The following is a 22,555-nucleotide window of genomic DNA, read 5'->3' as shown; positions in this document are numbered from 1 at the left end:
GTGACCCGCCCCGCACCACCCCGCAAGAGCACCGCTCGTGACCCCTCATCAGTTCCCCGACCCCGAGAACCCCGTACGTCCCGATGATGACCACCCACCCCTCCCGTAGCACTCCAGTCGTACATCACAACCCATACGTGGACGGATTCGCCGTACCCCTCCCCTTCCGTACGTTCATGGGTACCGCAAACACATGATCGAGAGGTCACGGATTGATGTACGGCAAGGCATTCGCCCCGGAGTACCAGGGCGAACTGGGCTCGGCGCTGAGCGTGAACTCCTCCTACGAGGAGGTGCTGGCCACCGCGCACCGGACACTCACCGAAGCGGACACCGCGCTCAAGCGGTCCAGAGCCCAGCTGGCCGTCGGCGAGGCCAACCGGCGACTGGGCAGGGTGGACGCGGCGGGCACCGCCTGGCGCGCCGCCTACCGCAGCGGCCGGACCGCCGGCGACCCCGCCGCCATGGCCTGGGCGCTGTGGAGCGGCGGCACCCTGGCCCGCCAGTGCGGCACCCTGGCACTGGCCCGGCGGCTCCTCACCCACGCGGTGACGCTGGCCGAGACCGGCGGCGACCGCCTCGCCCACGGCTACTCCCTCGCCGGCCTCGCCGAGACCGGCCGCATCCAGGGCGACTACGCCGCCGTCGCCGACCTGCACGAACAACTCCTGGAACAGGCCCGGGCGCACGGCGAGGCCCGGCACATGGTCTGGGCGATGTCCGGCATAGCCCAGATGCACCGCAACACCGGCGACCACCGCAAGGCCCTGGAACTCTTCGAGGAGTCCGCCCGGATCGCCGCCGCCGCCGACGACTTCCGCGGCCGGGCCTGGTCGCTGCGCGGGGTGGCCGACGTGCTCTCCGTCCGCGGCGAGCCGGACCGGGCGCTGGCCCTGCTGTCCGAGGCGGAGGCCATCTGCCGCACCATGGACCTGGCCGGCGCGCTCGCCTACAACCACAAGATGCGCGGCAACGTCCTCTACCGCGCCGGCCGCCACGCCGAGGCCCGCGACACCTACGCCCTCGCGCTGCGCGAGTTCCGGGAGATGCAGGAGCCGCGCGGCGAGGCGCTCTCCCGGCTGGGCCTGGCCAAGTCCCGCGCCCGGCTGGGCCGCGACCGCACCGGAACCCTCACCGAACTCGACGTCCTGGAAAAGGACTTCAACCGGATCGGGCTGCGGCACGCCCGCGAGATGGTCATCGCCTTCCGTACAGAGCTGACCGCGACACCGGAGGCAGGAACTCCCGCTCCGCGGTCCGGTGCCACCACTCTCCGGTCTCCCGCAGTTCCCGCCAGGTCGTGAAGCGGTAGCGGAACACCCGGGCCCGCACCCGGGCCGGCGGCAGGTCGGGGAACGGATTGCGGCGCAGCAGCCGCACGGTGTCCCGGTCGTTCTCCAGCAGCCGCGCCACGAACGGTACGAACCAGGACTGGGCGTAGGCCGGCGAGAGCGCCGCGAACCACATCAACCAATCGAGCCGCAAGTGATAGGGGGCGAACTGGCGGGGCAGGTGCGCCGGTTCACCGGGCTTGCCGTGGAACTCGTACGCGTGCCAGGTCGTACCGGGCCCGGACACCGCGTCCGCGGTGCCCTCGACGACGATCTCCCGGCGCACCCGGGTGATGCTGCCGAACGCGCCGTAGGAGTTGACCAGGTGCAGCGGCTCGTACGAGGTGTTCATCAACTGGCCCCGGGACAGCAGGTTGCGGGCCGGGCGGTAGCTGAGCGCGAGGACGCCGACGGCGGCCGCGGTCACCACCGCCTCGAACCACACCGGCGGCGCGCCCGGCGCCGGCGGAGGACCGCCCCACAGCGGGGCGGCGGCCGACAGCGCCAGGGCGATGGTGACCCAGTTCAGCCAGGAGAAGTTGCCGGACAGCACCAACCACAGCTGGGTGGCGGCCATCCCCAGGGCCGCCCACCCGGCCACCGGCTGCGGGGTGAACAGCAGGACCGGCAGGACGAGTTGGGCCACGTGGTTGGCGGCCGTCTCGACCCGGTGCAGCGGCTTCGGCAGACGGTGGAAGAACCAGCTGAGCGGACCCGGCATCGGCTGGGTCTCGTGGTGGTAGTACAGGCAGGTCAGATCGCGCCAGCAGCGGTCCCCGCGCATCTTGATCAGCCCGGCCCCGAACTCCACCCGGAACAGCAGCCAGCGCAACAGCCACATGATCAGCACCGGCGGCGCGGTGTCGGCGTTGCCGAGGAAGACCGCCAGCACCCCCGCCTCCAGCAGCAGCGTCTCCCACCCGAACCCGTACCAGGTCTGCCCGACGTTGACGATGGACAGGTACATCGCCCACAGCACGGCCCACAGCGCCATCGCCGCCCACAGCGGCACCGCGTCCGCCGCCCCCGTCGCGACCGCCGCCGCCAGCACCGCCCCGCCCCAGGCCCAGGCCGCGAAGAAGCGGTCCGAGTAGTGCAGCTGGAAGACCGACGGGGAGAGCCGGAACGGCACCCGCGCCGTGAAGGCCGGGATCGGCAGCATCCCGCGGACCCCCAGCAGCGCCCGGAACTGCCGGGCCGCGGCGACGAACGCGACCAGATAGAGCACCGCGAGCAGACGCTGGAAGACCAGCCGCCCGAGCCACGAGCCGGGATCCGAGAACCATTCCACCCGCCCATGGGTAGCACCGCGGCCACCCCCGCACGGACACGGCGCGCGGGCGCCCCTGCCGTACGCGGACCACCGTCCCACGCTACGGAAGGCACCGCACCCGGCAACCTGGGCCCCGCGAACGCGGCGCGGAAGAGGGGCTGACGGCCAGTCGGGTGAATGACGCAGCGTGTTCCCGCGCCCCGGCGCGGGCCGTGGCGCCGGGCGGATACCCCGCGATCCCGAGACGTGCCGTTATCGGCGGAAAAAGTCGAGCGGTCCACGAGCGGCATCGATATCCTGGAGGGCGACGGACGACCCTCCTTGGGAGAAGCCAACACCATTGGCCCGTCGCGGGAACGCCACACACCCTGGCCGACCTCCCGGTCTGTGAACGAAGGCGCCACCGCGTCGGAACCAATACCTCGAAGAAGGAGTGCGTGGTGGCATTGCACAAGGCTCAACACAAGCAGCCCCGTCTGAAGCAGGGCGAGCGCCCCGGGCGTATCAAGGAAGTCCGCAATCTCGAAGCCTGGGACCGCTGCGCCCCGGTGCGCCTGGCCGGCTGCGAGGAGGATCCCGTCGAACCGCATATCGTCCGCGGCATCGACTGACCCCACCGCGGACGGCCGCCGGGGGTTCCACCGGCGCGGCGAACAGCCCCGATCCCTCCAGGACGTCGGCGTACGGCTCCACCTCGCGCAGTGCCGCGGCCACCAGGTTCGCCGGCAGCCGCTCGTCGGCGCCGATCGCCCGGGACAGGTCCCAGGTGTGCACCACGGCGTCGGCGGTCAGCTGCGTGCAGTACGCGTCGGCCGGGGTGGTGCCGTAGGACAGGTGGACCGAGCGGTGCAGGGCGCCCGGCTCGGCGAACGCCGCCCGGGCCGCCGCCGAGGCCCGGTCCCAGCCCCCGACCGGGTCCTCGCCGAGCTGGTCGCCGTCGAAATCACCGTCCACCTCGGCGATCGTGGCCCCGTCCCGCACCAGGCGGGGCACCCACAGTTGCTCCGCGGTGAGGTGGTTGACCAGGTCGAACACCGACCACTCCGTGCACGGTGTGGGCGCCTCCCACTGGTCCTCCTGGACGGCGTGGACCCGGGTGCCGAACAGCTTCAGCGCCTCGCCGTGGGTGCGCAGGATGTCGTTGTTGCCCATGGTCCCGAGGATAGGAGCGGCCACCGCCGACGGCGCCCGGTACGGGGCGATCGGAGCACCGGGCCGGCCGGCCGGGGATGGCGCGGGGCGCTCTGGTGGGCGCGCGGCGGTTGGCTGTTCAATGAGCCGGACCGGTGTGGCCGGTCCTGGCCGCTCCCCCCTGGAGGCACCATGGAAGCCGTCGCACCGCCCGCCGCCCGTGCCCCCGCCATCCGCTGCGCGGGCCACGAACGCGGCTATCCGGAATTCCTCGACCGCGCCGCCCGGATCGCAACGGGCCTGGCGGACCTGGGAGTCGGGCCCGGCGACCGGGTCGCCGTGGTGCTCCGCAACGAGCCCGCGCACCTGGAGATCACCACCGCGGCCGCCCAGCTCGGCGCCGCAGCCGTCCCCGTCAACTGGCACTTCCGCACCGACGACCTGCGCCACGTGCTGACCGACAGCGGCAGCGCGGTGGTCTTCGTCCACACCGACCTGCTCGGCGCGGTGACCGCGGTCCTGCCCGACGGCGTGCAGGTCGTCGAGGTCGCGGTGCCGCCCGGCGTGGCGGCCGCCTGCGGGACCGCCGCCCCGCCCGTCACCGGCCGGCACCCAGTCCTCGACGACTGGCTGGCCGACCGGGCGCCGTTGGCCCGGCCCGTCGGGGCCCGGCCGCCCACCGTCATCTACAGCTCCGGAACGACCGGCCGGCCCAAGGGAGTTCTGCGCGAACCGGTCGACCCGGAGCGGCTCACCGAGGCGGTGGCGAGCTTCCTGGAATACTTCGCGGTCGCCCCCGGCGGCCGGACCCTGATACCCGCGCCGCTCTACCACGCCTCGCCCAGCCAGCACGCGGTCCTGGCACTGGCGGCCGGCCTGGACATCACGCTGATGCCGCGCTTCGACGCCGAGGAGTTCCTGCGGCTGGTCGAACGGCACCGCATAGAGCAGGCGCAGGTGGTCCCCACCATGTTCGTCCGGCTGCTGCGGCTGCCCAAGGACGTCCGCGAGCGCTACGACCTGTCCTCGCTCACCTCCGTGGTGCACGCCGCCGCGCCCTGCCCGCCGCATATCAAACACGCCATGATCGACTGGCTGGGGCCGGTCCTGCGGGAGTACTACGGCGGCAGCGAGACCGGCGCGGTGACCTGGTGCGACAGCGCGGAGTGGCTCGCCCACCCCGGCACCGTCGGACGCGCCCAGGGCACCAGCGCGGTCCTCGTCCTCGGGCCCGACGGGGAGGTGCTGCCCCCCGGCGCCACCGGCGAGATCTACGTCCGGCCCGCCGAGAACTGGCCCCGCTTCAGCTACCTCGGCGACCCGGACAAACGCGCCGCCATGGAGGCGCCGGACCAGCCCGGACACGTCACCCTCGGCGACATCGGCCATCTCGACGAGGACGGCTACCTCTACCTCAGCGACCGCCGCAACGACCTGGTCATCTCCGGCGGCGTCAACATCTACCCGGCGGAGATCGAGGGCTGCCTGCTCGCCCTGGACGGGGTGCGGGACGCGGCGGTGTTCGGCATCCCCGACGAGGAGTTCGGTGAGGCGCTGGCCGCGCACCTGGAGACCGAGGCCGGGGTGCGGCTCACCGCCGCGGCGGTCCGCGCCCACGTCGCCCGGCGGCTCGCCGCGTACAAGGTGCCCCGGGCCGTGGTGTTCGAGGAGCGGCTACCGCGGGACGAGTCCGGGAAGCTCTTCAAACGGCAGCTGCGGGACCCCTACTGGGACGGGTACGGCCGCCGGATATGACCCCCGCGGCCGCCGCCCGGAGCTCGCGCTCAGCCGGCCATCGCGTCGAGCACCGGGATCAACTGCTCCTCCTCATAGGTGAGATGGGCCTCCAGCTCGTCCGTCAGCCGCTCGACCTCGGCGCGGATCCCGCCCGGCGCCGCGGACGGCTCGGCGAGCGTGTGGCGCAGCTCCTCCAGGAGCGCGGCGATGTGCCGGTGCTCCTCGTCCAGCCGGTCCAGTACGGGGGCGAGCTCCGGCCGGTGGCGGCGGAGCGCGGGGAACATCCCGCGGTCCTCGCCGGTGTGGTGGTTGTGCAGCCCCTGGCACAGGGTCAGGCAGTTGATCCGCAGCTGGGCGCCGAGCACACTGCCCGATTCGGTCAACTCCTTGCGGATGGTGCCGAGTTCGCGCCGGAAGGCGTCATGGATGAGGGTGACGGACTGGCCCGGGGTCGCCCCGCCGAAGCGCGGCGGACCGGTTTCGACGGAGGCCAGCGCGACCACCGGGATGGTGCGGCGGGTCTTCGCCTGGTAGTCGGCCCAGCCCGGGTTGGCTTCCACGGCGCGGGCGAAGACCCGGTCGCGTTCCTCACCGGTCAGCACCTCGGCCGCCGCCTCGTAGGTGAAGACCCCGTCCTCGACCGTGGCACGGGGGTGGGCGAGAAGGTTGTGGAACCAGTCCGGGTGGTGCGGTGCGCCGCCGGCCGAGGCGATGACGAGGATCCGCTCCCCGTCGGGGAGGTAGCCGACGGGGGTGGTGTGCCGGGTGCCGGTTCGGGCGCCGGTGGTGGTCAGCAGGATCAGCCGGCCGCCCTCGAAGGGGCCGCCGACCCGGCCGGCGTTGGCCCGGAACTCGTCGATGACCTGCTGGTTGAAGTCATGGGGCATGAAGGGTGCGTCTCCAGGTATGAGATGCCCGGGGCGAAGCCACTCGGGCAGGGTGAAGTGACCGCACGACGGTGGCGGCGCGGCGCGACAGGGCGCGGCGCGGCGGCGTGCGTGGTGCGGGAAGGGGAAGAGCGCGCGGAAGAGCCGCGCGAAGTGAGGGAAGTGGCGCGACGGATGCGCGCGAAGGAGAGGCAGGAAGGGGTGGGGCGGGTCTCTCACCCGCCGCGCGGTCACGAAGTGACCGGGTGCCCCACTCGCTTATGGCCCATGGCCGACCCGGTAGTCACGGCGCCAACGGTACGGGTACAGGCGTGCGAAGGCAATTCCGCAGCTGTCCGCCGGTCGCCGTCCGTCCCTTCCCTCAGGGGGAGTTGACTGCCACGATGGCCCCGCTTCCTCAGAGGAGAGAACGCTGTTCGTGTACGTGAATATCCGTGCTTCCGTCCCGGAGGGGTGTTCATGGAACGCCGGCACGTCCGCACCGTCGCCGTACTGCGCAGGGTCGCCGACCACTGGATCGGCGCGCACCGCGACCCCGGTGACAACCAGTGGGCCCGCGCCACCTTCTTCTGCGGGCTGATGGCCCTGCACCGCCTCACCCGCGAACCCCGCTACCTCGCCTACACCCGCGGCTGGGCGGAACGGCACGGGTACGGACTGCACAACGGCCCCACCACCCGGCACGCCGACGACCAGTGCGCCGGCCAGGTCTACCTCGACCTGTACGCCCTGGACCCCGCGCCCGACCCCGCGAAGCTCGCGGCCATCGAGGAATCCGTGCGGCGGATGACCGACGCCGCGGGCCAGCGGCACGACGACTGGTGGTGGGACGACGCGCTGCACATGGCGATGCCGCCGTTCGCCCGGCTCGGCGCGCTGCGCGCCGACCGCTCCTACTGGGACGCGATGCACGCCTTGTACGTCCACACCCGGGACGCCGAGGGCGGGCCGGGCCTGTACGACCCCGGCAGCGCGCTCTGGTACCGCGACAAGCGGTTCCTGCCCGGCGGGATCACCTCCCCGGACGGCAGACCGGTGCTGTGGTCCCGCGGCAACGGCTGGGCGGCGGCCGCGCACGCCAAGGTGCTGGCGGTGCTGCCGGACACCTTCGCGCCGACGGCCGCCTACCGCCGCACCCTCGCCGCACAGTTGGCCGCGCTGCGCACCGTGCAACGGCCGGACGGGTTCTGGAACGTGAACCTCGCCGACCCCGGGCACCTGCCGGGCCCGGAGACCAGCGGCACCGCGTTCTTCACCTACGCCACGGCCGCCGCGATCCGCACCGGGGTCGTCCCGCGCGGCGACTACCTGCCGGTGGCCGCCCGCGCCTGGGCGGCGATGACGGCCACCGCCGTGCACCCCGACGGCTTCCTGGGCTACGTCCAGAACGTCGGTGACCGGCCGGAGTCGAGCCAGCCGGTCACCCACGACTCCACCGCCGACTTCGGGGTGGGGGCGTTCCTGCTGGCCGGTACGGAACTGGCGGCACTGGGCGGCTGAACGGCCGGGGCCGTTATGCCACCGCCCCGTTCGGGAGGACCTGGAGCTTGCGGCCGGTGCCCTGTTGGAAGGTCTCCAGGGCGGTGGCGTACGCGTCGAGCCCGAACCGGTGCGTGATCATGGTCTCGGAGTCGATGACGCCCTTGCCCAGCAGCTCCACCGCGCGACCGTAGCTGTGCAGGATGGCCATGCTGCCGACGATCCGGATCTCGTCGTTGTAGATCCGGAACGGCGAGAACCGCGCGGTCTCCTGGTCGGGTGCGCAGCCGAACTGCTGGAAGGTGCCGCCGCGGGCCGGCCGGGTCAGCCCGTCCTCGATGGCACGGATGTTGCCGGTGCAGTCGGTGACCACCTCCCAGCCGCGCGGGTGGGCGGCGGTCAGCGCGTCGGCGCTGGCGGCGACGGCGTCCGCGCCGAGCTTGCGGGCCACCGCCAGCCGGTCCTCGTTGATGTCCACGACCGAGACCGAGGCGGCGCCGGAGCGCTGGGCGACCTGGAGGTAGAGCAGGCCCATGGTGCCGGCACCGTAGATCAGGAAGTGGTCGCCCAGCTTGGGGGCGACGAGGTCGAAGCCGCGCACGATCGTCGACAGCGGCTCGATCAGCGGGGCGTGCGCCAGCGGCACGGTCTCCGGCAGCCGGTAGCAGTTGCGGACCGGCACCGCCACGTACTGTGCGCAGGCGCCGTCGACGGTGATGCCGAGGGTGCCCCACCGCTCGCAGAGGTTGCCGCGGCCGAGGGCGCAGAAGTGACAGGCCCCGCAGTAGAGCGCCGGGTCGGCCGCGACGGCGTCGCCCGCGGCGAACTCCGTGACGTCCGCGCCGACCGCGACCACCTCACCGGCGAACTCGTGCCCGGGGATCACCGGATACCGGGTCGGCCCGAACTCGCCCGCCAGCATGTGCACATCGGTTCCGCACAGCCCCGCCGCCGCGACCTTGACGACGACCTCTCCGGGGCCGGGCGTCGGGTCCGGGACGGTGGTGACGTGGAGCCGGTGCGGTTCCTCGATGACTACTGCGCGCATGGCCGTGACCGCCTTTCGGGAGCGGGAGAGGGACGTCGGAGGAGTCGGGGGAGTCGAGGGAGGGGAGCGCGGGCGTCGGGCTCAGGCCGCGCGCAGGTTGCGCGACTCGACCTGCTTGATCTTCTCCACCTTGGGGGCCGAGGAGCCCCCGGCGAAGTCGGAGTCCAGCCAGTGCCGCAGGCACACCAGCGCCGCCTCCACGCCCATGGTGCGGCTGCCGAAGCAGGCGATCTGCGCGTCGTTGGACTTGCGGGCCCGCTCGGCGCTGTAGCTGTCGGGGATCTGCGCGGCGCGGATCCCGGGGACCTTGTTGGCGGCGATCGCCATGCCGATGCCGGTGCCGCAGACCAGCACCGCGCGCTCGTGCTCGCCGCGGGCCACGCTCCGCGCGACGCGCTCGGCGACGTCGGGGTAGTCCTCGGTGGCGGTGGCGCTCAGGTCGGTGACCGGGTGGCCGTGTGCGGTGAGGTAGGCGACCATCGCGTCCTTCATGGCGGTGGCGGCGTCGTCGGCGCCGATCGCGATCGGGTACGTACGGGACACTGCGGGCTCCTGGGGGCTGGGAGGGACTCGGGTCAGCTGCGGGAGATCTCTTCGAGGACGGTGCGCAGGCCCTCGATGTCATGGGCGAGCCGGCCCAGGAACAGCCCGTCGACGGCACCGGCCAGCTCTCCGTAGGTGCCGGGGCCCGCGGTTCCGCCGTAGATCAGCCGACCGCGTACGTCGTGGTCGCGCAGCGCGCCGCGGAGCGCCGCGGCGACCGTGCGGACGTGCCGGGCGGGCGCTGGTTCGCCGGCGCCGATCGCCCAGACCGGCTCGTAGGCGACGATCACCTCGCTGCCCGGGGCGGCGCCGGCCAGCGCGGCCCGCACCTGGGTCAGCGTCTCCTCGGCGGCCGCCGCCGGGTCCGCGGCGTGCCGCTCGCCGGCGCAGATCACCGGGACCAGGCCGGCCGCGGTGGCGGCCCGGGTCTTGGCGGCCACGATCCGGTCGGTCTCGCCGAAGTGCCGGCGGCGCTCGGCGTGGCCGACCTCGACGTAGCGGGCGCCGGTCTCGGCGAGCATGTCGGCCGAGACCTCGCCGGTCCACGCGCCCGGGCCGGCCCAGTGCACGTCCTGCGCGCCGTAGCCGACGCCGGTGCCGGCGAGCAGTTGCCGGGCGTCCGCCAGCGCCGGGAAGGACGGCAGTACGAAGAGGTCGACGGGGCGGGGGAGGCCGGCCAGTACCGCGTCGAGGGCGGCGACCTCGGTGAGCCAGGTCCGGGTCTGGGCCAGGCCGAAGTACAGCTTCAGCGAGACGCCGACCACCGGGCGGGGCGTCGCGCGGCCCGTGGTGCCCGTCGCGTTATGAGGAAGCACAGCCTCAGGAATCACGTCGCTCATGATGCTTCCAACGGAATCACATGTGAAGTTCTCAAATCAAGGCGTGAACTTCACGAGATGTCTGTGATTTCTCCCGGAGCGCGGGCCCCGGGCGCCGACCGTCGGCCCGGGCGCCGACCAGGGCCGGTCACCCCCTGATCGCGGCCGTACGCGCCCCGCTACAGTCGGCTCACCACAGCAGACCAGGGCAGACCGGCACAGAGACCGCCGCCACGGGTTCCGGGGGCCGCCACCCCGGGGGGAGGACGAACCGCGAGATGAGCCGCCGTTCCCAGGGATTACTCGGCATCTGGGCCGAGGCACAGCGCCAGCAGCAGCGCCGGACGGAGGCCGCGCACCGCGCGCAGGTGCAACAGCAGCGGGAACAGGAACGGCAGGCCCGCGCCGCCGAACGCGCCATGGCCCGTATGCACCGCGAGCGGCAGACGGCCTACCGCCGCCAGCGCGAGGCCGACGCCCGCCGCCGCACCGAGGAACTCGACGCCCGCGTCGCCGCCCTCACCGACCTGCTCGCCGACGGCTGCCGGGCCCCCGCCTTCACCGCCGCCGCCCTGCTCCGCCCCGAGCACGTCGAGCCGTTCGCCCCCGGCGCGCTGGCCACCCCGGTGGCCATGCCCGACCCGGCCCGCTACCAGGTGCCCACCGGCGGTCTGCGGTCCGGCGTCCGCCGCGACCGCGACCAGCAGGAGGCCCGCGCCCGCTTCGAACAGGACTGGTACGCGGCCCAGGCCGCCGAGGCCCGGCGCCAGGCCCAACTGGCCGCCTACCAGCAGCAGTACGACCAGTGGGCGGCCGGCGCCCTGGACGGGATACGCCGGCACAACGCCGGTATCGAGGAACTGCTCGCCGGCCTGCGCACCGGCGACGCGGACGCGGTCGTGGAGTACTTCTCCGCCGCCCTGTACTCTGGCACGTCCTGGCCCGAGGGCTTCCCGCGCCAACTCAGCGCCGGCTACGACACCGCCGCCCGCCAGCTCGTCCTCGACTGGGAACTGCCCGGCTACGACGTCGTCCCCGCCGTCAAGGCCGTCCGCTACCTGCCCACCGCCGACGAGGAGCGGGAGACCGCCCGCCCGGCCGCCCAGTGCCGGGCGCTCTACCGCGAAGTGCTCGCCCAGAGCGTCCTGCTGGTCCTGCGCGACCTCTTCGCCGCCGACACCTACGGCGCCCTGGACTCGGTGGCGCTCAACGGCTTCGTCGACGACGTGGACCCGGTCACCGGCCGCCCCGCCACGATCTTCCTCGCCACCGTCCTGGCCCCCCGGAACGCCGTCGAGTCCTACCAGCTGGCCCAGGTCAGCGCCCTCGACTGCCTCACCGACGGACTCCGCGGACAGCTCTCCGCCCGCCCCGACCAGCGCACCCCGGTCCGCCCCGGGCGCCGGCCGGACGACATCGCCGGGGGCGCGGTGGTCTCCCACGGCGCCGACGGCGAACCGGACCTGTTCGCCATGGACCCGCTCGCCTTCGAGCAACTGATCGCGGAGCTGTTCCGCGCGATGGGGATGCGGGCGGTCACCACCCAGCGGTCCGGCGACGGCGGGATCGACGTGGACGCCCTGGACCCCGACCCGATCCGCGGCGGCAAGATCGTCGTGCAGGTCAAGCGCTACCGCAACACCGTCCCGCCGACCGCGGTCCGCGACCTGTACGGCACCGTCCAGTCCGAAGGCGCCAACAAGGGCGTGCTGGTCACCACCTCGCAGTTCGGGCCCGGCGCACACCGCTTCGCCCAGGGCAAACCGCTCACCCTCATCGCCGGCCCCGAACTCGTCGACCTGCTCGGCAGGTACGGGCTGCGCGGCCGCCTCGGCCCCGGAGACGACGGCCCCGACACCCCGGAGCCCACCGGACCGGCGCTGGACCACACCACCCTCGCCATGAACTGGTCCGGCCGGGCCGCCCTCGACGTCTGCGCCCTGGTCTGCAAGGGCACCACCGTGCTCGGCGACGACCACTTCGTCTTCTTCAACAACCCGGCCACGCCGGACGGTTCGGTGCGGATGCTGGCCGGCGTGACCGAGGACCGCGCCGCCCTACGGGTGCGCTTCGCGGACCTGCCGCCCGACGCCGACCGGCTGGTCCTGGTCGCCGCGGTCGATCCGGAGACCGACCCGGACGCCGATCTCGACGGCTTCACCGACGCCCACATCCGCCTGCTGGACGGCACCGGGACCGAACAGGACCGGCTGCCGGTCTCCGACGGGCGGCCCGGCGAGCGGGCGCTGGTGCTCGGCGCGTTCCGCCGCCGTGCCGGCGACGACTGGGACTTCGTCCTGGGCGGCAAGGGCTACCCCGGCGGGCTGGCCGCGCTGGTGGGCGACTTCGGGATCGAGGTGGCCTGAGGGCGCCGCGCGACAGGCGGGAGCCCTCCGAACCGGCCGCCCCGGTTGCCCGCCGCCGCCCGGGTCAGCTCTGCCACAGCCGGGTGAGGACCTCGTTGACCACCTCGGGCCGGTCCTGGTGCGGCGCGTGGTCGGTGCCCGGCACCTGCACGTGACGGGCCCCGATCATCTCGGCGAGGTACTCCCCGCAGGCGGCCAGCGCATCCCCCACGAACGCCCGGTACTCGGGGTGCGCGGTCTCCCACGTCCCGTTGATGACGGTCTTCGGCATCTCGGCCCGGGCCAGCGGTGCCAGCGGGATCTGCGCGTCCCAGACGGGCCGCTCCCGCATCGCCGACCGGACCGCCCGCAGCACCCGCGGCGTGGTCTGTGGCAGCCGCATCCCGTACGCCTCGGTGGACTGCCGCAGGTACTCCTCCGGACTCACCTCCCCGGCCCCCTCGGCGCCCGCGTACGCCGCCCGGATCCGCTCCACCGCCGCCCGCACGACGGGGTGCGCGGCCGCGGTGCGCAGCGGCGACGGCTCGATCAGGGTGAGCGACTGGACGGCCTCCGGACGCGCCACCGCGGCCAGCATCGCGGCCGCCGCGCCGTACGAGTGCCCCACCAGATGGGCCCCGTCGCCGAGCAGCCGACCGAGGTCCTCGGCGTCCACCGCGTAGTCGCTGCGCTCGATGTCGGGGCTGTCGCCGAAGCCGCGCCGGTCCACCACCTCCAGCCGGAACATCCCGGCCAGCGGCCGCTGGCCGGCGAAGCAGTCGGTGCCCCAGCTCATCGTGCCGTGCACCAGCAGTGCCCGCGGCGCCCCGGGCAGTCCCTCGTCCCACACCGTCACATGAAGCGGTTCCTCGTTCATACCGGGCCACCCTAGGTGCGGCCGGTCGGACCGGCCCGCCAACAGGCCGGGGGAGGGAGCAGGTTGATGCCGACGATCATGTAACGGGTGGGCGGATAGGGCGAGTTGCGGACAGGTCGTGGCCGGAAGCCGTCCGGCCGGGTGCCCGGCGTGCGGCCGGACGACCGTCGGGCCCCGCGCGCCCGGCCCCCGCGTCACTGCCGGCACGACGGGCCCCTTCCGCCCTCCCGGCCCGGGGCCGTCCGAGGGACAGCGACGGACACCACCCCGTACGGTCATTTCCGGCCCGAAGTGACTGATATCTGTCGGACATGAGAGCGTTAACCCGGTATGCGACAGCGGTACTGCTCGTCGCGCTGGCCGTCGGCTGCGGCGCCCGGCCGGACGCCCCACCGCCCGCACCGCGATCCGCCCCGCCGCACCCCGCACCTCGCGCCGCGTCGTCCTCCCCGGCGCCGCACCGCCGCGCCGGCGCCCGCCCTGCGGGCACCACCCCGGCCCGGCCGTTCACCCTGGTCGCCACCGGCGACGTCATCCCCACGCACCCCGACGCGGTCGGCACGGCGCAGGACGACGCCCCGGTGGACGGCGGCTACGACTTCCGGCCGATGCTCCGGGGCGTCGCACCCGTCATCGCCCACGCCGACCTCGCGCTGTGCCACCTGGAGGCACCGCTCGGCCCGCTGGACGGCCCGTTCACCGGCTACCCCGAGCTCCAGGCCCCGCCCCAGATCGCCACCGCGCTCAAGGCCACCGGCTTCGACTCCTGCGCCACCGCCTCCAGTCACGCCCTCGACCAGGGCGAGAACGGGGTGCGCCGGACCCTCGACGCGCTGGACACGGTCGGCCTGCGGCACACCGGCACGGCCCGGGGCGCCGCCGAGGCCGCCCGCCCGGCCCTGCTGCGGGCCCCCGGCGGCGCCCTGGTGGCCCACCTCTCCTACACCTACGACGCCGAGGGCGCCCGGGCCCCGGAGGACGCGCCCTGGATGATGAACCCGCTCGACCCCGGGCGGATCCTCGCCGACGCCCGCGCCGCCCGCCGGGCCGGCGCCGACGTGGTGGTCGTCAGCCCCTACTGGGGCACCGAGTACCGCACCGCCCCCGACGCCGGGCAGCTGCGGCTCGCCCGGCTCCTCACCGCCGCCCGCACCGACGGCCGCCCCGACATCGACCTGATCCTCGGCAGTCACGCCCACACCCCGCAGCCCTACGAAAAGGTCCGCGGTACCTGGGCGGCCCGGACACCGGAAGGCCGACGCGTAGCGGCTCATGTGCGCGAGAGCGGTACCTGGGTCGCTTACGGACTGGGCGACCTCATCGGAGGCACCCATCACGACGAGAGCGGAAAGATGAGTACCGCCGCTCGATTCACCTTCACACCCCCGACCACACCCGGCGGTCGCTGGGAGGTCACCAAGGCCGAATGCGTCCCGCTGTGGTGGGACGAAGCGGCCGGCCGCGTGATCAACCTGAACAAGGCGATCAACGCCGGACGGTCGGACCTCAAACCCCTCCGCCACCACATCCGCCACGTGGTGCTGAGCAGGGGCGCGGGCAAGGCCGGATTGGTCATGGGCAGATAGCGGCGAAAGGGGCCATATCCGGCCTCAGTTCGGCCCTCCGGCAGCGCCGGATGCGGTGGGCTCGCGCGGAGCCCTGCTTGAGGCTCACCTTCCACTTAAAGCCCTGGTGTGTGTGGCGAGTGAAGAGAGTGGTGTTTCGTTCTCCGCACCCCACGCGAGCGGGCAATGTGACGCACGGCGGGAGCCATTCAACAAATTCCCGCCGCAATGCCGCCTGCGCATTGCGACCCACCACTAGCGAAGAAGGAAGCTCATCATCATGAGCAACACCCACGGCATTGAGACCCGCGAGATAGCCGACGACGACCTCGACAACGTCGCGGGCGGTCTCTCCGTCTCCGGCTCCCTGGAGGGCCTGACCGCCAAGTTCGCCCCGGGCCCGAACGGCCTGCCCATCCTGACCGGCGGTTCCATCAAGTCCCTCAGCGTCACCGTTTCGGACATCCCCCTGGGCCCGATCGGCGGCTGAGCCACGGCTTTGCCGTTACAGCTTCGGCACGTCGGCCTCCAAGACCTGATTGTGGTCTTGGAGGCCGACGTCGTCATAGGGGGTGGCTGACGAGGTCCGCGCGGCCGAAGGCGAGCCCGGTGCCCCCTTCGCCGCACTCGGGCCGCTCCGGGCGGAACGGCGTCGGGGGCCGCAGATCCCGGTCCTGGAGCCCGCACCCCCCGGCTACGAGGGTCGTCCCTGCGGAGATCGATCGGGCCGTGCTCAGCCGGGGCGCCCCGGACGACGGGCCGGTGCCGGGGTGGTGAGCGCGGGCTCGCGGCGCCGGCCTCCGGTAGCCCGATGGACCGGACCGTGGTCCTCCGGTACGGTCCGCCGCCGTGGTGTGAAACCCTGGTGAAGGAGTGCCGACCCCGCTGACGACCGGATCGGCCAGGAAGAGAAAGGACCGGAGGGCAGTGAGCGAGAGTGCGGCCGTCCGGCCCCGTAACCCGCGTGGGCAGGGCGACCGCCTGAGGGATGAACTGCTGCGGGCGACCGAGCGCCTCCTGGAGGAGGTCGGCAGCGAGGACGCGCTGTCGCTGCGCGCGGTGGCCCGGGAGGCCGGGGTCGCCGCCCCGAGCATCTACCGGCACTTCGCCGACAAGACCGAGCTGGTCTGGGCCACCCTGGAAGTCAGCTACGAGCGGCTGGCGCACGCCATGAACGACGCCGCCGAGCAGGCCGACCTGGACGACCCCGTGGCCCGGCTGCGCGCCCAGCTCCGCGCCTACTGCCGCTACGCCATAGAGCACCCGGCGAACTACCGCCTGCTCTACGAGACCCGGCAGACCCCGGTCGGCCCCGAACGGCTCGCCGGGCACCCGGCCGGGCTGCTGGTCCGCAGCTGGCACCACGCGCTGACCGCCTGCGAGGAGGCCGGCTGGCAGGTGCGGGGCTCGCGCGCCGAGGCGCCGTACCTGCTGTGGTCGGCGGTGCACGGCCGGGTGATGATCTGGCAGGTCATGCCGAGCCGCAAGGACACCAGCCGACTGGACGGGTTCGTGGAGGAGATCCTCCAACTGCTGTTGGAGCGCTGAACCCGGGCCCGCACCCCCCGGCGTCGCCCCGGGAGCCTCGTGTGACGCTCCCGCCCCCGCTCATCCCCATAGCCCCGAGGCCCCCAAGGCCCCGGCCGCCCGTCGGCCGGGGCCTTGCGCGTCCCCGCCGCCGGCCGGCTGCGGGGTGTTCCGTTCCTCACGTTCCGACGCGACCCCCGGGGCGTTTACCCGATCATTACGCATGTAAGTTTACGCTCGTTAGGCGAAGGATCGACTCATGGCGCACACCCGACCGGTGTGCGCGCGAGGAGCGAGATGACCGAGATGATCGACACGACAGTTCCCGACGCCCCGGCGCCGCTGCCCGTACAACCCCCCAGCGGCTGCCCCTTCGACCCCCCTGCCGAGTTCGGCACCCTGCGCACCGAGGAGCCGATCTCCAAGATCTCGCTCCCCGACGGCAGTTGGGCCTGGCTGGCCACCCGCTATGCCGACATCCGCGCGATCCTCGGCGACACCCGCTTCAGCTCCGACACCACCCTCCACGGCTACCCACTCAGCGGCATGACCGGCGGCGGCAACACCAACAACCGCGGCTTCATCCGCATGGACCCGCCGGAGCACACCCGGCTCCGCCGGATGGTCACCCGCGAGTTCATGGTCAAGCGCGTCGAGGCGCTGCGCCCGGAGATCCAGCGCCTCACCGACGAACTGTGCGACGCGATGGAGCGCCGGGCCGGCGAGCCGGTGGACCTGATCGAGGCGCTCGCCCTGCCCGTCCCCTCGCTCGTCATCAGCCTGCTGCTGGGCGTCCCCTACGACGACCACGACGTCTTCCAGCGGCTCACCGGCAAGCTGCTCTCCCGCACCATCGCGGACGAGGAGCGCGAAGCCGCCCGGATCGAACTCCGCGACTACCTCGACGCGTTGGTCACCGCCAAGGAGAAGGAGCCGGGCGACGACATCCTCGGCCGGCTCATCGTCGAGCAGCGGCACACCGGCGAGATCACCCACGACGACGTCGCCGCCTTCGCCGCCCTCCTGCTGATCGCCGGCCACGAGACCACCGCCAACATGATCGGCCTCAGCGCCCTGACCCTGATGCAGGACCCCGACAGCGCCGAGCGGCTCCGCCAGGACCCGACGCTGATCCGCGGCGCCGTCGAGGAACTGCTGCGCTTCCACAGCATCATCCGCAACGGCCCGCGCCGGGCCGCCACCACCGACATCGAGATCGGCGGGCAGCTCATCCGGGCCGGTGAGGGCGTCGTGGTGGCCGTCCCGTCCGCCAACCGTGACGCGACCGTCTTCGCCGACCCCGACCGCCTCGACGTCGGCCGGCCCAACGCCCAGCACCACGTCGCCTTCGGCTACGGCATCCACCAGTGCCTCGGCCAGGCCCTGGCCCGGGTCGAGCTCCAGGTCGTCATAGCCACCCTGCTCCGCCGCTTCCCCACGATGCGGCCCGCCGGGCCCGTCGACGAGATCCCGTTCCGCACGGACATGGCCATCTACGGCTGCCACGCCCTGCCCGTCACCTGGTGACCGGCGGCACCGGCCGACCCACCAACCCGACCCACCCCCACGGAGCCACCGCCATGAAGATCACCCTTGACGCCGACAAGTGCTGCGCCGCCGGCCAGTGCGTGCTGATCGCCCCCGAGGTCTTCGATCAGCGCGACGAGGACGGCGTGGTCGTCCTCCTCGACGCCGCACCGCCCGCCGAGCAGCACGCCGCGGTCCACGAGGCCGCCGCCATCTGCCCCGCCGCCGTGATCGAGGTGCAGGAATGACGACCCGCCCGATCGCCGTCGTCGGAGCCTCGGCCGCCGGGATCACCGCCGCCGAGGCCCTGCGCCGGGCCGGCTGGACCGGCCCACTGACCCTGATCGGCGACGAACCCCACCTCCCGTACGACCGGCCGCCGCTGTCCAAGCAGCTGCTGCACGGCGCCTGGGAGCCGGAGCGGCTCCTGCTGCGCACCGCGGAGCAGCTCACCCCGCTCGGCCTCGACCTGCGGCTCGGCACCCGGGCCACCGGCCTCGACGTCGCCACCCGCACTCTCACCCTCGACGACGGTGAGCAGCTGGCCTGCGCCGGCGTGATCATCGCCACCGGCGTGGCGGCCCGCACGCTGCCCGCCGCCGACGGCCTCGCCGGCGTCTTCACCCTGCGCACCCTGGACGACGCGCTGGCACTGCGCGACCGGCTGTCCGGCGGCGCCCGCCGACTGGTCGTGGTCGGCAACGGCGTCCTGGGCTGCGAGGCCGCCGCGGTGGCCCGGGAGCTGGGGCACGAGGTCGCCCTGGTCGGCCGGGAGCCGGTGCCCATGGCCCCGGCCGTCGGGGAAGGCATCGGAGACCTGCTCGCCGAGGAGCACCGGGCCCGCGGTGTCCGGCTGCTGACCGGCGAGGTGGCCGCGTTCGAGACCACCGCGGACGCCACGGCCGCCGAGGGCACGCCGGCGCAGGTCAGCGGCGTCCGACTGGCCGACGGCAGCCGGCTCCCCGCCGATCTGGTGCTGCTCGCCATCGGCTCCGAGCCCGCCGTGGGCTGGCTGGCCGACCCGGCCCTGGACACCACCGACGGGCTGGGCTGCGACGCGTACTGCGCCGCCGCCCCCGGGATCTACGCCGCGGGCGACGTGGCCCGCTGGGAGCACCCGGTGCACGGCCGCCCGCTCCGCTTCGAGCACCGGATGAACGCCACCGAGCAGGCCATGGCCGCCGCCCGCAACCTCGTCGCCGAGTTGGCCGCCGAAGCGCCCGCCGAGACCCCCGAGGGCGCCGCGGACGGCACCGAGCCGCCGGAGCGCCGGCCGTTCGCCCCCGTGCCGTACTTCTGGTCCGACCAGTACGGCCTCAAGCTCCAGGCGTACGGCCTGACCGGCGGCGCCGATCAGGTGGAGACCACCGTCCTGGACCGGGACGCCCGCCGCGCCGTCGCGCTCTACGGCCGCGACGGCCAGGCCGTCGGCGTCCTGGCCTGCGCCCTGCCACCGCGTCAGATACGGGCGCTCCGCGCACTGGTCGCCACCCCCGTCCCCTGGGAGGAGGCACGCGACCGGGTCCGGGACGCCACCGCCGCCGGCTGACGGTCCCGCCCACCCGGTGCGGGTGCCGCGAGCACGGCGGACGGTGTCCGATCATGGAGAGATGACCGACTCGTACGTCCGGGTGCGCGGCGCCCGTGAGCACAACCTCCGCGGCATCGATGTGGACATCCCGAGGGACGCGCTGGTCGCGTTCACCGGGGTGTCCGGATCGGGCAAGTCCTCCCTCGCCTTCGGCACCCTCTACGCCGAGGCGCAGCGCCGCTACTTCGAGTCGGTCGCCCCGTACGCCCGGCGGCTGATCCACCAGGTCGGCGCCCCCAAGGTCGAGGAGATCAGCGGGCTGCCGCCGGCCGTCGCACTGGAGCAGCGGCGCTCCGCGCCCACCTCCCGCTCCTCGGTCGGCACCGTCACCACCCTCTCCAACACCCTGCGGATGCTGTTCTCCCGCGCCGGCGACTACCCGCAGGGCAGCACCGAGCGGCTCGACTCCGACGCCTTCTCGCCCAACACCGCCGCCGGTGCCTGCCCCGAGTGCCACGGGCTGGGCACCGTCCACCGCGTCACCGAGGACTCCCTCGTCCCCGACCCGTCCCGCTCCGTCCGCGACGGCGCCATCGCCGCCTGGCCCGGCGCCTGGCAGGGCAAGAACCTCCGCGACATCCTCGCCGCCCTCGGCCACGACGTCGACCGTCCCTGGCGCGACCTGCCGCCCGCCGACCGGGAATGGATCCTGTTCACCGACGAACAGCCGGTCGTCACCGTCCACCCGGTCCGCGAGGCCGGCCGTATCCAACGCCCCTACAAGGGCCAGTACATGAGCGCCCGGCGCTACGTCCTGCACACCTTCGCCGACTCCAAGAGCGAGACGCTGCGCAAGCGCGTCCGCCAGTTCATGACCGCCGAGCCCTGCCCGGTGTGCGACGGCCGGCGGCTGCGCCCCGAGGCACTGGCGGTCACCTTCGAAGGCCGCGACATCGCCACCCTCGCGGGCCTACCGCTGGGCACCCTCGCGGAACTCCTCCGCCCCACCGCCGCCCGCCGCGGCGACGATCCCGCCCCGGCCCTCGCCCGCGACCTGGTCGCCCGCATCGAGGTGCTCACCGAACTCGGCCTGGGCTACCTCGGCATGGACCGGCCCGCCCCCACCCTCTCCGCCGGCGAACTCCAACGCCTCCGCCTCGCCACCCAGCTGCGCTCCGGCCTCTTCGGCGTGGTCTACGTCCTGGACGAGCCCTCGGCCGGCCTGCACCCCGCCGACACCGAAGCCCTGCTGACCGTCCTCGGCCGCCTCAAGGAAGCCGGCAACACCCTCTTCGTCGTCGAGCACGACATGGACGTGGTCCGCCGCGCCGACTGGCTCGTGGACATCGGCCCGCGCGCCGGGGAACACGGCGGCCGGGTCCTGCACAGCGGCCCGGTCGCCGCCCTCGCGGACGCCGAGCACTCCGCCACCCGCCGCTTCCTCTTCGCCGCCGAACCACCACCCGCGCGCACCCCGCGCACCCCCACCGGCACCCTGACCCTGCACGGCGTCACCCTGCACAACCTCCGCGACCTGGACGCCACCTTCCCGCTCGGCGTCTTCACCGCCGTCACCGGCGTCTCCGGATCCGGCAAGTCCACGCTGGTCACCCGGGTCCTCGCGGAGGCCGTCCAGGACCGCCTGGGCGCCGCGGCCCCCCGCCCCGACGGCGACGACCCGGCCGCCGCCGACGACCAGGACACCGGGCCGGCGGTCCCCGCCCGGCTCACCGCCGCCACCGGCCTGGACGCCGTCGACCGGCTGGTCCGCGTCGACCAGAAGCCCATCGGCCGCACCCCGCGCTCCAACCTCGCCACCTACACCGGCCTGTTCGACGCCGTCCGCAAGGTCTTCGCCGCCACCGACGAGGCCCGCGCCCGCGGCTACACCGCCGGCCGGTTCTCCTTCAACGTCCCGGCCGGCCGCTGCGAGACCTGCCAGGGCGAGGGGTTCACCGCCGTCGAACTCCTCTTCCTGCCCGGCACCTACGCCCCGTGCGCCGACTGCCACGGCGCCCGCTACAACCCCGAGACCCTCCAGATCACCCACCGCGGCCGCACCATCGCCGACGTCCTGGGCCTCACCGTCGACGACGCCGCGGAGTTCCTCGCCGACGTCCCCGCCGCCGCCCGGAGCCTGCGCACCCTCCAGGACGTCGGTCTCGGCTACCTGCGGCTCGGCCAGCCCGCCACCGAACTCTCCGGCGGCGAGGCCCAACGCATCAAACTCGCCACCGAACTCCAGCGGGCCCGCCGCGGCCACACCCTCTACCTCCTCGACGAACCCACCACCGGCCTGCACCCCGCTGACACCGAAGTGCTGCTGCGGCAGCTGCACGGCCTGGTCGACGCGGGCCACACCGTCGTGGTCGTCGAACACGACATGGGCGTGGTGGCGGGCGCCGACCACGTCATCGACCTCGGTCCCGGCGGCGGCGCGGCGGGCGGCCGGATCGTCGCCGCGGGCACCCCCGACGAGGTCGCCGCCACCCCCGGCAGCCGCACCGCCCCCTACCTCGCCCGCCGCAGGGCGCACCGGGACCGCTCTTGACGGTCCGCTAATGTACGCGGGTCAGATCACCCCGCAGTTCCGGCACACAACGGGCTGCGGCACGACGAAGGGGCACCACCCGTGGCAGACATAGAGCAGGCCAGGGCCACGTTCGCGCGGTTCGACGCGGATGGCGACGGCCGGGTCACGCCGGACGAGTTCAAGCACGCGATGGCCGAGATGGGCGACCACCTCGTCACCGGCCCGGTGGCCGAAGCGGTCATCAAGGCCAAGGACACCGACGGCGACGGCCAGATGTCCTTCGACGAGTTCTGGAAGTCCATCCAGGGCTAGGGGCTGTCTGTGGTTGTGATCAATCGGCTTGCAGGAGACTGCCGATCCAGATGGTCGCTGCGCGGAGATGGAGTCCGGCGAGGTAGCTCTC

General features: G+C 73.6%; 19 protein-coding genes. 12 read left to right on the top strand and 7 right to left on the bottom strand.

Features of this window, described 5'->3' with window-relative positions; genetic code table 11:
- Window positions 1-215: 215 nt before the first annotated feature.
- Window positions 216-1,304, top strand: coding sequence for a tetratricopeptide repeat protein (locus ACFVT2_RS02910; protein ID WP_390011294.1), 1,089 nt, complete (start codon window positions 216-218; stop codon window positions 1,302-1,304).
- Here ACFVT2_RS02910 and ACFVT2_RS02905 read toward each other — a convergent pair.
- Window positions 1,198-2,622 (bottom strand): lipase maturation factor family protein, encoded by a 1,425-nt coding sequence (locus ACFVT2_RS02905; RefSeq protein WP_390011292.1) that lies wholly within the window; start codon window positions 2,620-2,622, stop codon window positions 1,198-1,200. The genes ACFVT2_RS02910 and ACFVT2_RS02905 overlap by 107 nt on opposite strands.
- Window positions 2,623-3,108: 486 nt before the next feature.
- On the bottom strand, window positions 3,109-3,756 hold the full coding sequence (locus ACFVT2_RS02900) for a TIGR03086 family metal-binding protein (RefSeq protein ID WP_390011289.1): 648 nt from the start codon (window positions 3,754-3,756) through the stop codon (window positions 3,109-3,111).
- A 171-nt stretch (window positions 3,757-3,927) separates the two neighbouring features.
- Here ACFVT2_RS02900 and ACFVT2_RS02895 point away from each other — a divergent pair, with 171 nt between their 5' ends.
- The gene (locus ACFVT2_RS02895) at window positions 3,928-5,490 is read left to right on the top strand and encodes an AMP-binding protein (protein ID WP_390011287.1); all 1,563 of its coding nucleotides are present in this window, start codon (window positions 3,928-3,930) and stop codon (window positions 5,488-5,490) included.
- Window positions 5,491-5,519: 29 nt separating this feature from the next.
- Here the strand turns inward: ACFVT2_RS02895 and ACFVT2_RS02890 are convergent, their stop codons facing one another.
- Entirely contained in the window at window positions 5,520-6,359 is an 840-nt protein-coding gene (locus ACFVT2_RS02890; RefSeq protein WP_390011285.1) for a nitroreductase/quinone reductase family protein, read from the bottom strand.
- 459 nt (window positions 6,360-6,818) lie between these two features.
- Between ACFVT2_RS02890 and ACFVT2_RS02885 the strand changes: the two genes are divergently transcribed.
- A complete protein-coding gene (locus tag ACFVT2_RS02885) occupies window positions 6,819-7,859 on the top strand; it encodes a glycoside hydrolase family 88 protein (RefSeq protein ID WP_390011282.1) in 1,041 nt (346 codons plus the stop codon).
- Window positions 7,860-7,872: 13 nt separating this feature from the next.
- Here the strand turns inward: ACFVT2_RS02885 and ACFVT2_RS02880 are convergent, their stop codons facing one another.
- From ACFVT2_RS02880 to ACFVT2_RS02870, 3 genes are all read right to left on the bottom strand, one after another.
- Entirely contained in the window at window positions 7,873-8,886 is a 1,014-nt protein-coding gene (locus ACFVT2_RS02880; RefSeq protein WP_390011279.1) for a zinc-dependent alcohol dehydrogenase family protein, read from the bottom strand.
- Window positions 8,887-8,967: 81 nt separating this feature from the next.
- Complete coding sequence (locus ACFVT2_RS02875; protein WP_390011276.1) at window positions 8,968-9,429, bottom strand: RpiB/LacA/LacB family sugar-phosphate isomerase; 462 nt, start codon at window positions 9,427-9,429, stop codon at window positions 8,968-8,970.
- Window positions 9,430-9,461: 32 nt separating this feature from the next.
- Window positions 9,462-10,259 (bottom strand): triose-phosphate isomerase, encoded by a 798-nt coding sequence (locus ACFVT2_RS02870; protein ID WP_390011274.1) that lies wholly within the window; start codon window positions 10,257-10,259, stop codon window positions 9,462-9,464.
- A gap of 266 nt (window positions 10,260-10,525) precedes the next feature.
- On the opposite strand from ACFVT2_RS02870, the gene ACFVT2_RS02865 reads away from it, so the two are divergent.
- Complete coding sequence (locus ACFVT2_RS02865; RefSeq protein ID WP_390011271.1) at window positions 10,526-12,613, top strand: restriction endonuclease; 2,088 nt, start codon at window positions 10,526-10,528, stop codon at window positions 12,611-12,613.
- Window positions 12,614-12,677: 64 nt separating this feature from the next.
- Here the strand turns inward: ACFVT2_RS02865 and ACFVT2_RS02860 are convergent, their stop codons facing one another.
- A complete protein-coding gene (locus tag ACFVT2_RS02860) occupies window positions 12,678-13,469 on the bottom strand; it encodes an alpha/beta fold hydrolase (protein WP_390011269.1) in 792 nt (263 codons plus the stop codon).
- A 311-nt stretch (window positions 13,470-13,780) separates the two neighbouring features.
- Between ACFVT2_RS02860 and ACFVT2_RS02855 the strand changes: the two genes are divergently transcribed.
- From ACFVT2_RS02855 to ACFVT2_RS02820, 8 genes are all read left to right on the top strand, one after another.
- On the top strand, window positions 13,781-15,055 hold the full coding sequence (locus ACFVT2_RS02855; protein WP_390011266.1) for a CapA family protein: 1,275 nt from the start codon (window positions 13,781-13,783) through the stop codon (window positions 15,053-15,055).
- A gap of 259 nt (window positions 15,056-15,314) precedes the next feature.
- A complete protein-coding gene (locus ACFVT2_RS02850; protein ID WP_390011264.1) occupies window positions 15,315-15,524 on the top strand; it encodes a hypothetical protein in 210 nt (69 codons plus the stop codon).
- Between the two features lie 437 nt (window positions 15,525-15,961).
- Window positions 15,962-16,582 carry a TetR/AcrR family transcriptional regulator gene (locus ACFVT2_RS02845; RefSeq protein WP_390011262.1) on the top strand — a complete coding sequence of 207 codons (621 nt, stop codon included), beginning with the start codon at window positions 15,962-15,964 and terminating at the stop codon, window positions 16,580-16,582.
- 276 nt (window positions 16,583-16,858) lie between these two features.
- On the top strand, window positions 16,859-18,088 hold the full coding sequence (locus ACFVT2_RS02840) for a cytochrome P450 (RefSeq protein ID WP_390011260.1): 1,230 nt from the start codon (window positions 16,859-16,861) through the stop codon (window positions 18,086-18,088).
- A 53-nt stretch (window positions 18,089-18,141) separates the two neighbouring features.
- Window positions 18,142-18,336 carry a ferredoxin gene (locus ACFVT2_RS02835; protein WP_390011257.1) on the top strand — a complete coding sequence of 65 codons (195 nt, stop codon included), beginning with the start codon at window positions 18,142-18,144 and terminating at the stop codon, window positions 18,334-18,336.
- A complete protein-coding gene (locus tag ACFVT2_RS02830; RefSeq protein ID WP_390011254.1) occupies window positions 18,333-19,637 on the top strand; it encodes an NAD(P)/FAD-dependent oxidoreductase in 1,305 nt (434 codons plus the stop codon). Before ACFVT2_RS02835 ends, ACFVT2_RS02830 begins: the two co-directional genes overlap by 4 nt.
- A 61-nt stretch (window positions 19,638-19,698) precedes the next feature.
- A complete protein-coding gene (uvrA, locus tag ACFVT2_RS02825) occupies window positions 19,699-22,170 on the top strand; it encodes an excinuclease ABC subunit UvrA (RefSeq protein WP_390011252.1) in 2,472 nt (823 codons plus the stop codon).
- A gap of 81 nt (window positions 22,171-22,251) precedes the next feature.
- Window positions 22,252-22,464, top strand: coding sequence for an EF-hand domain-containing protein (locus tag ACFVT2_RS02820; protein WP_390011249.1), 213 nt, complete (start codon window positions 22,252-22,254; stop codon window positions 22,462-22,464).
- Window positions 22,465-22,555 lie beyond the last annotated feature (91 nt).

Origin of the sequence: Streptomyces sp. NPDC058000, assembly GCF_042886435.1 — a bacterium.
Classification (GTDB): Bacteria; Actinomycetota; Actinomycetes; order Streptomycetales; family Streptomycetaceae; genus Streptomyces.
This window is presented reverse-complemented; position numbering and strand designations above follow the sequence as displayed.

Bases quoted from the DNA above. Each gene is read 5' to 3' on its own strand.
- ACFVT2_RS02910 (WP_390011294.1), top strand. From the start codon at position 216: ATGTACGGCAAGGCATTCGCCCCGGAGTACCAGGGCGAACTGGGCTCG.
- ACFVT2_RS02900 (WP_390011289.1), bottom strand. From the start codon at position 3,756: ATGGGCAACAACGACATCCTGCGCACCCACGGCGAGGCGCTGAAGCTG.
- ACFVT2_RS02895 (WP_390011287.1), top strand. From the start codon at position 3,928: ATGGAAGCCGTCGCACCGCCCGCCGCCCGTGCCCCCGCCATCCGCTGC.
- ACFVT2_RS02890 (WP_390011285.1), bottom strand. From the start codon at position 6,359: ATGCCCCATGACTTCAACCAGCAGGTCATCGACGAGTTCCGGGCCAAC.
- ACFVT2_RS02885 (WP_390011282.1), top strand. From the start codon at position 6,819: ATGGAACGCCGGCACGTCCGCACCGTCGCCGTACTGCGCAGGGTCGCC.
- ACFVT2_RS02880 (WP_390011279.1), bottom strand. From the start codon at position 8,886: ATGCGCGCAGTAGTCATCGAGGAACCGCACCGGCTCCACGTCACCACC.
- ACFVT2_RS02865 (WP_390011271.1), top strand. From the start codon at position 10,526: ATGAGCCGCCGTTCCCAGGGATTACTCGGCATCTGGGCCGAGGCACAG.
- ACFVT2_RS02860 (WP_390011269.1), bottom strand. From the start codon at position 13,469: ATGAACGAGGAACCGCTTCATGTGACGGTGTGGGACGAGGGACTGCCC.
- ACFVT2_RS02855 (WP_390011266.1), top strand. From the start codon at position 13,781: ATGAGAGCGTTAACCCGGTATGCGACAGCGGTACTGCTCGTCGCGCTG.
- ACFVT2_RS02850 (WP_390011264.1), top strand. From the start codon at position 15,315: ATGAGCAACACCCACGGCATTGAGACCCGCGAGATAGCCGACGACGAC.
- ACFVT2_RS02840 (WP_390011260.1), top strand. From the start codon at position 16,859: ATGACCGAGATGATCGACACGACAGTTCCCGACGCCCCGGCGCCGCTG.
- ACFVT2_RS02835 (WP_390011257.1), top strand. From the start codon at position 18,142: ATGAAGATCACCCTTGACGCCGACAAGTGCTGCGCCGCCGGCCAGTGC.
- ACFVT2_RS02830 (WP_390011254.1), top strand. From the start codon at position 18,333: ATGACGACCCGCCCGATCGCCGTCGTCGGAGCCTCGGCCGCCGGGATC.
- uvrA (WP_390011252.1), top strand. From the start codon at position 19,699: ATGACCGACTCGTACGTCCGGGTGCGCGGCGCCCGTGAGCACAACCTC.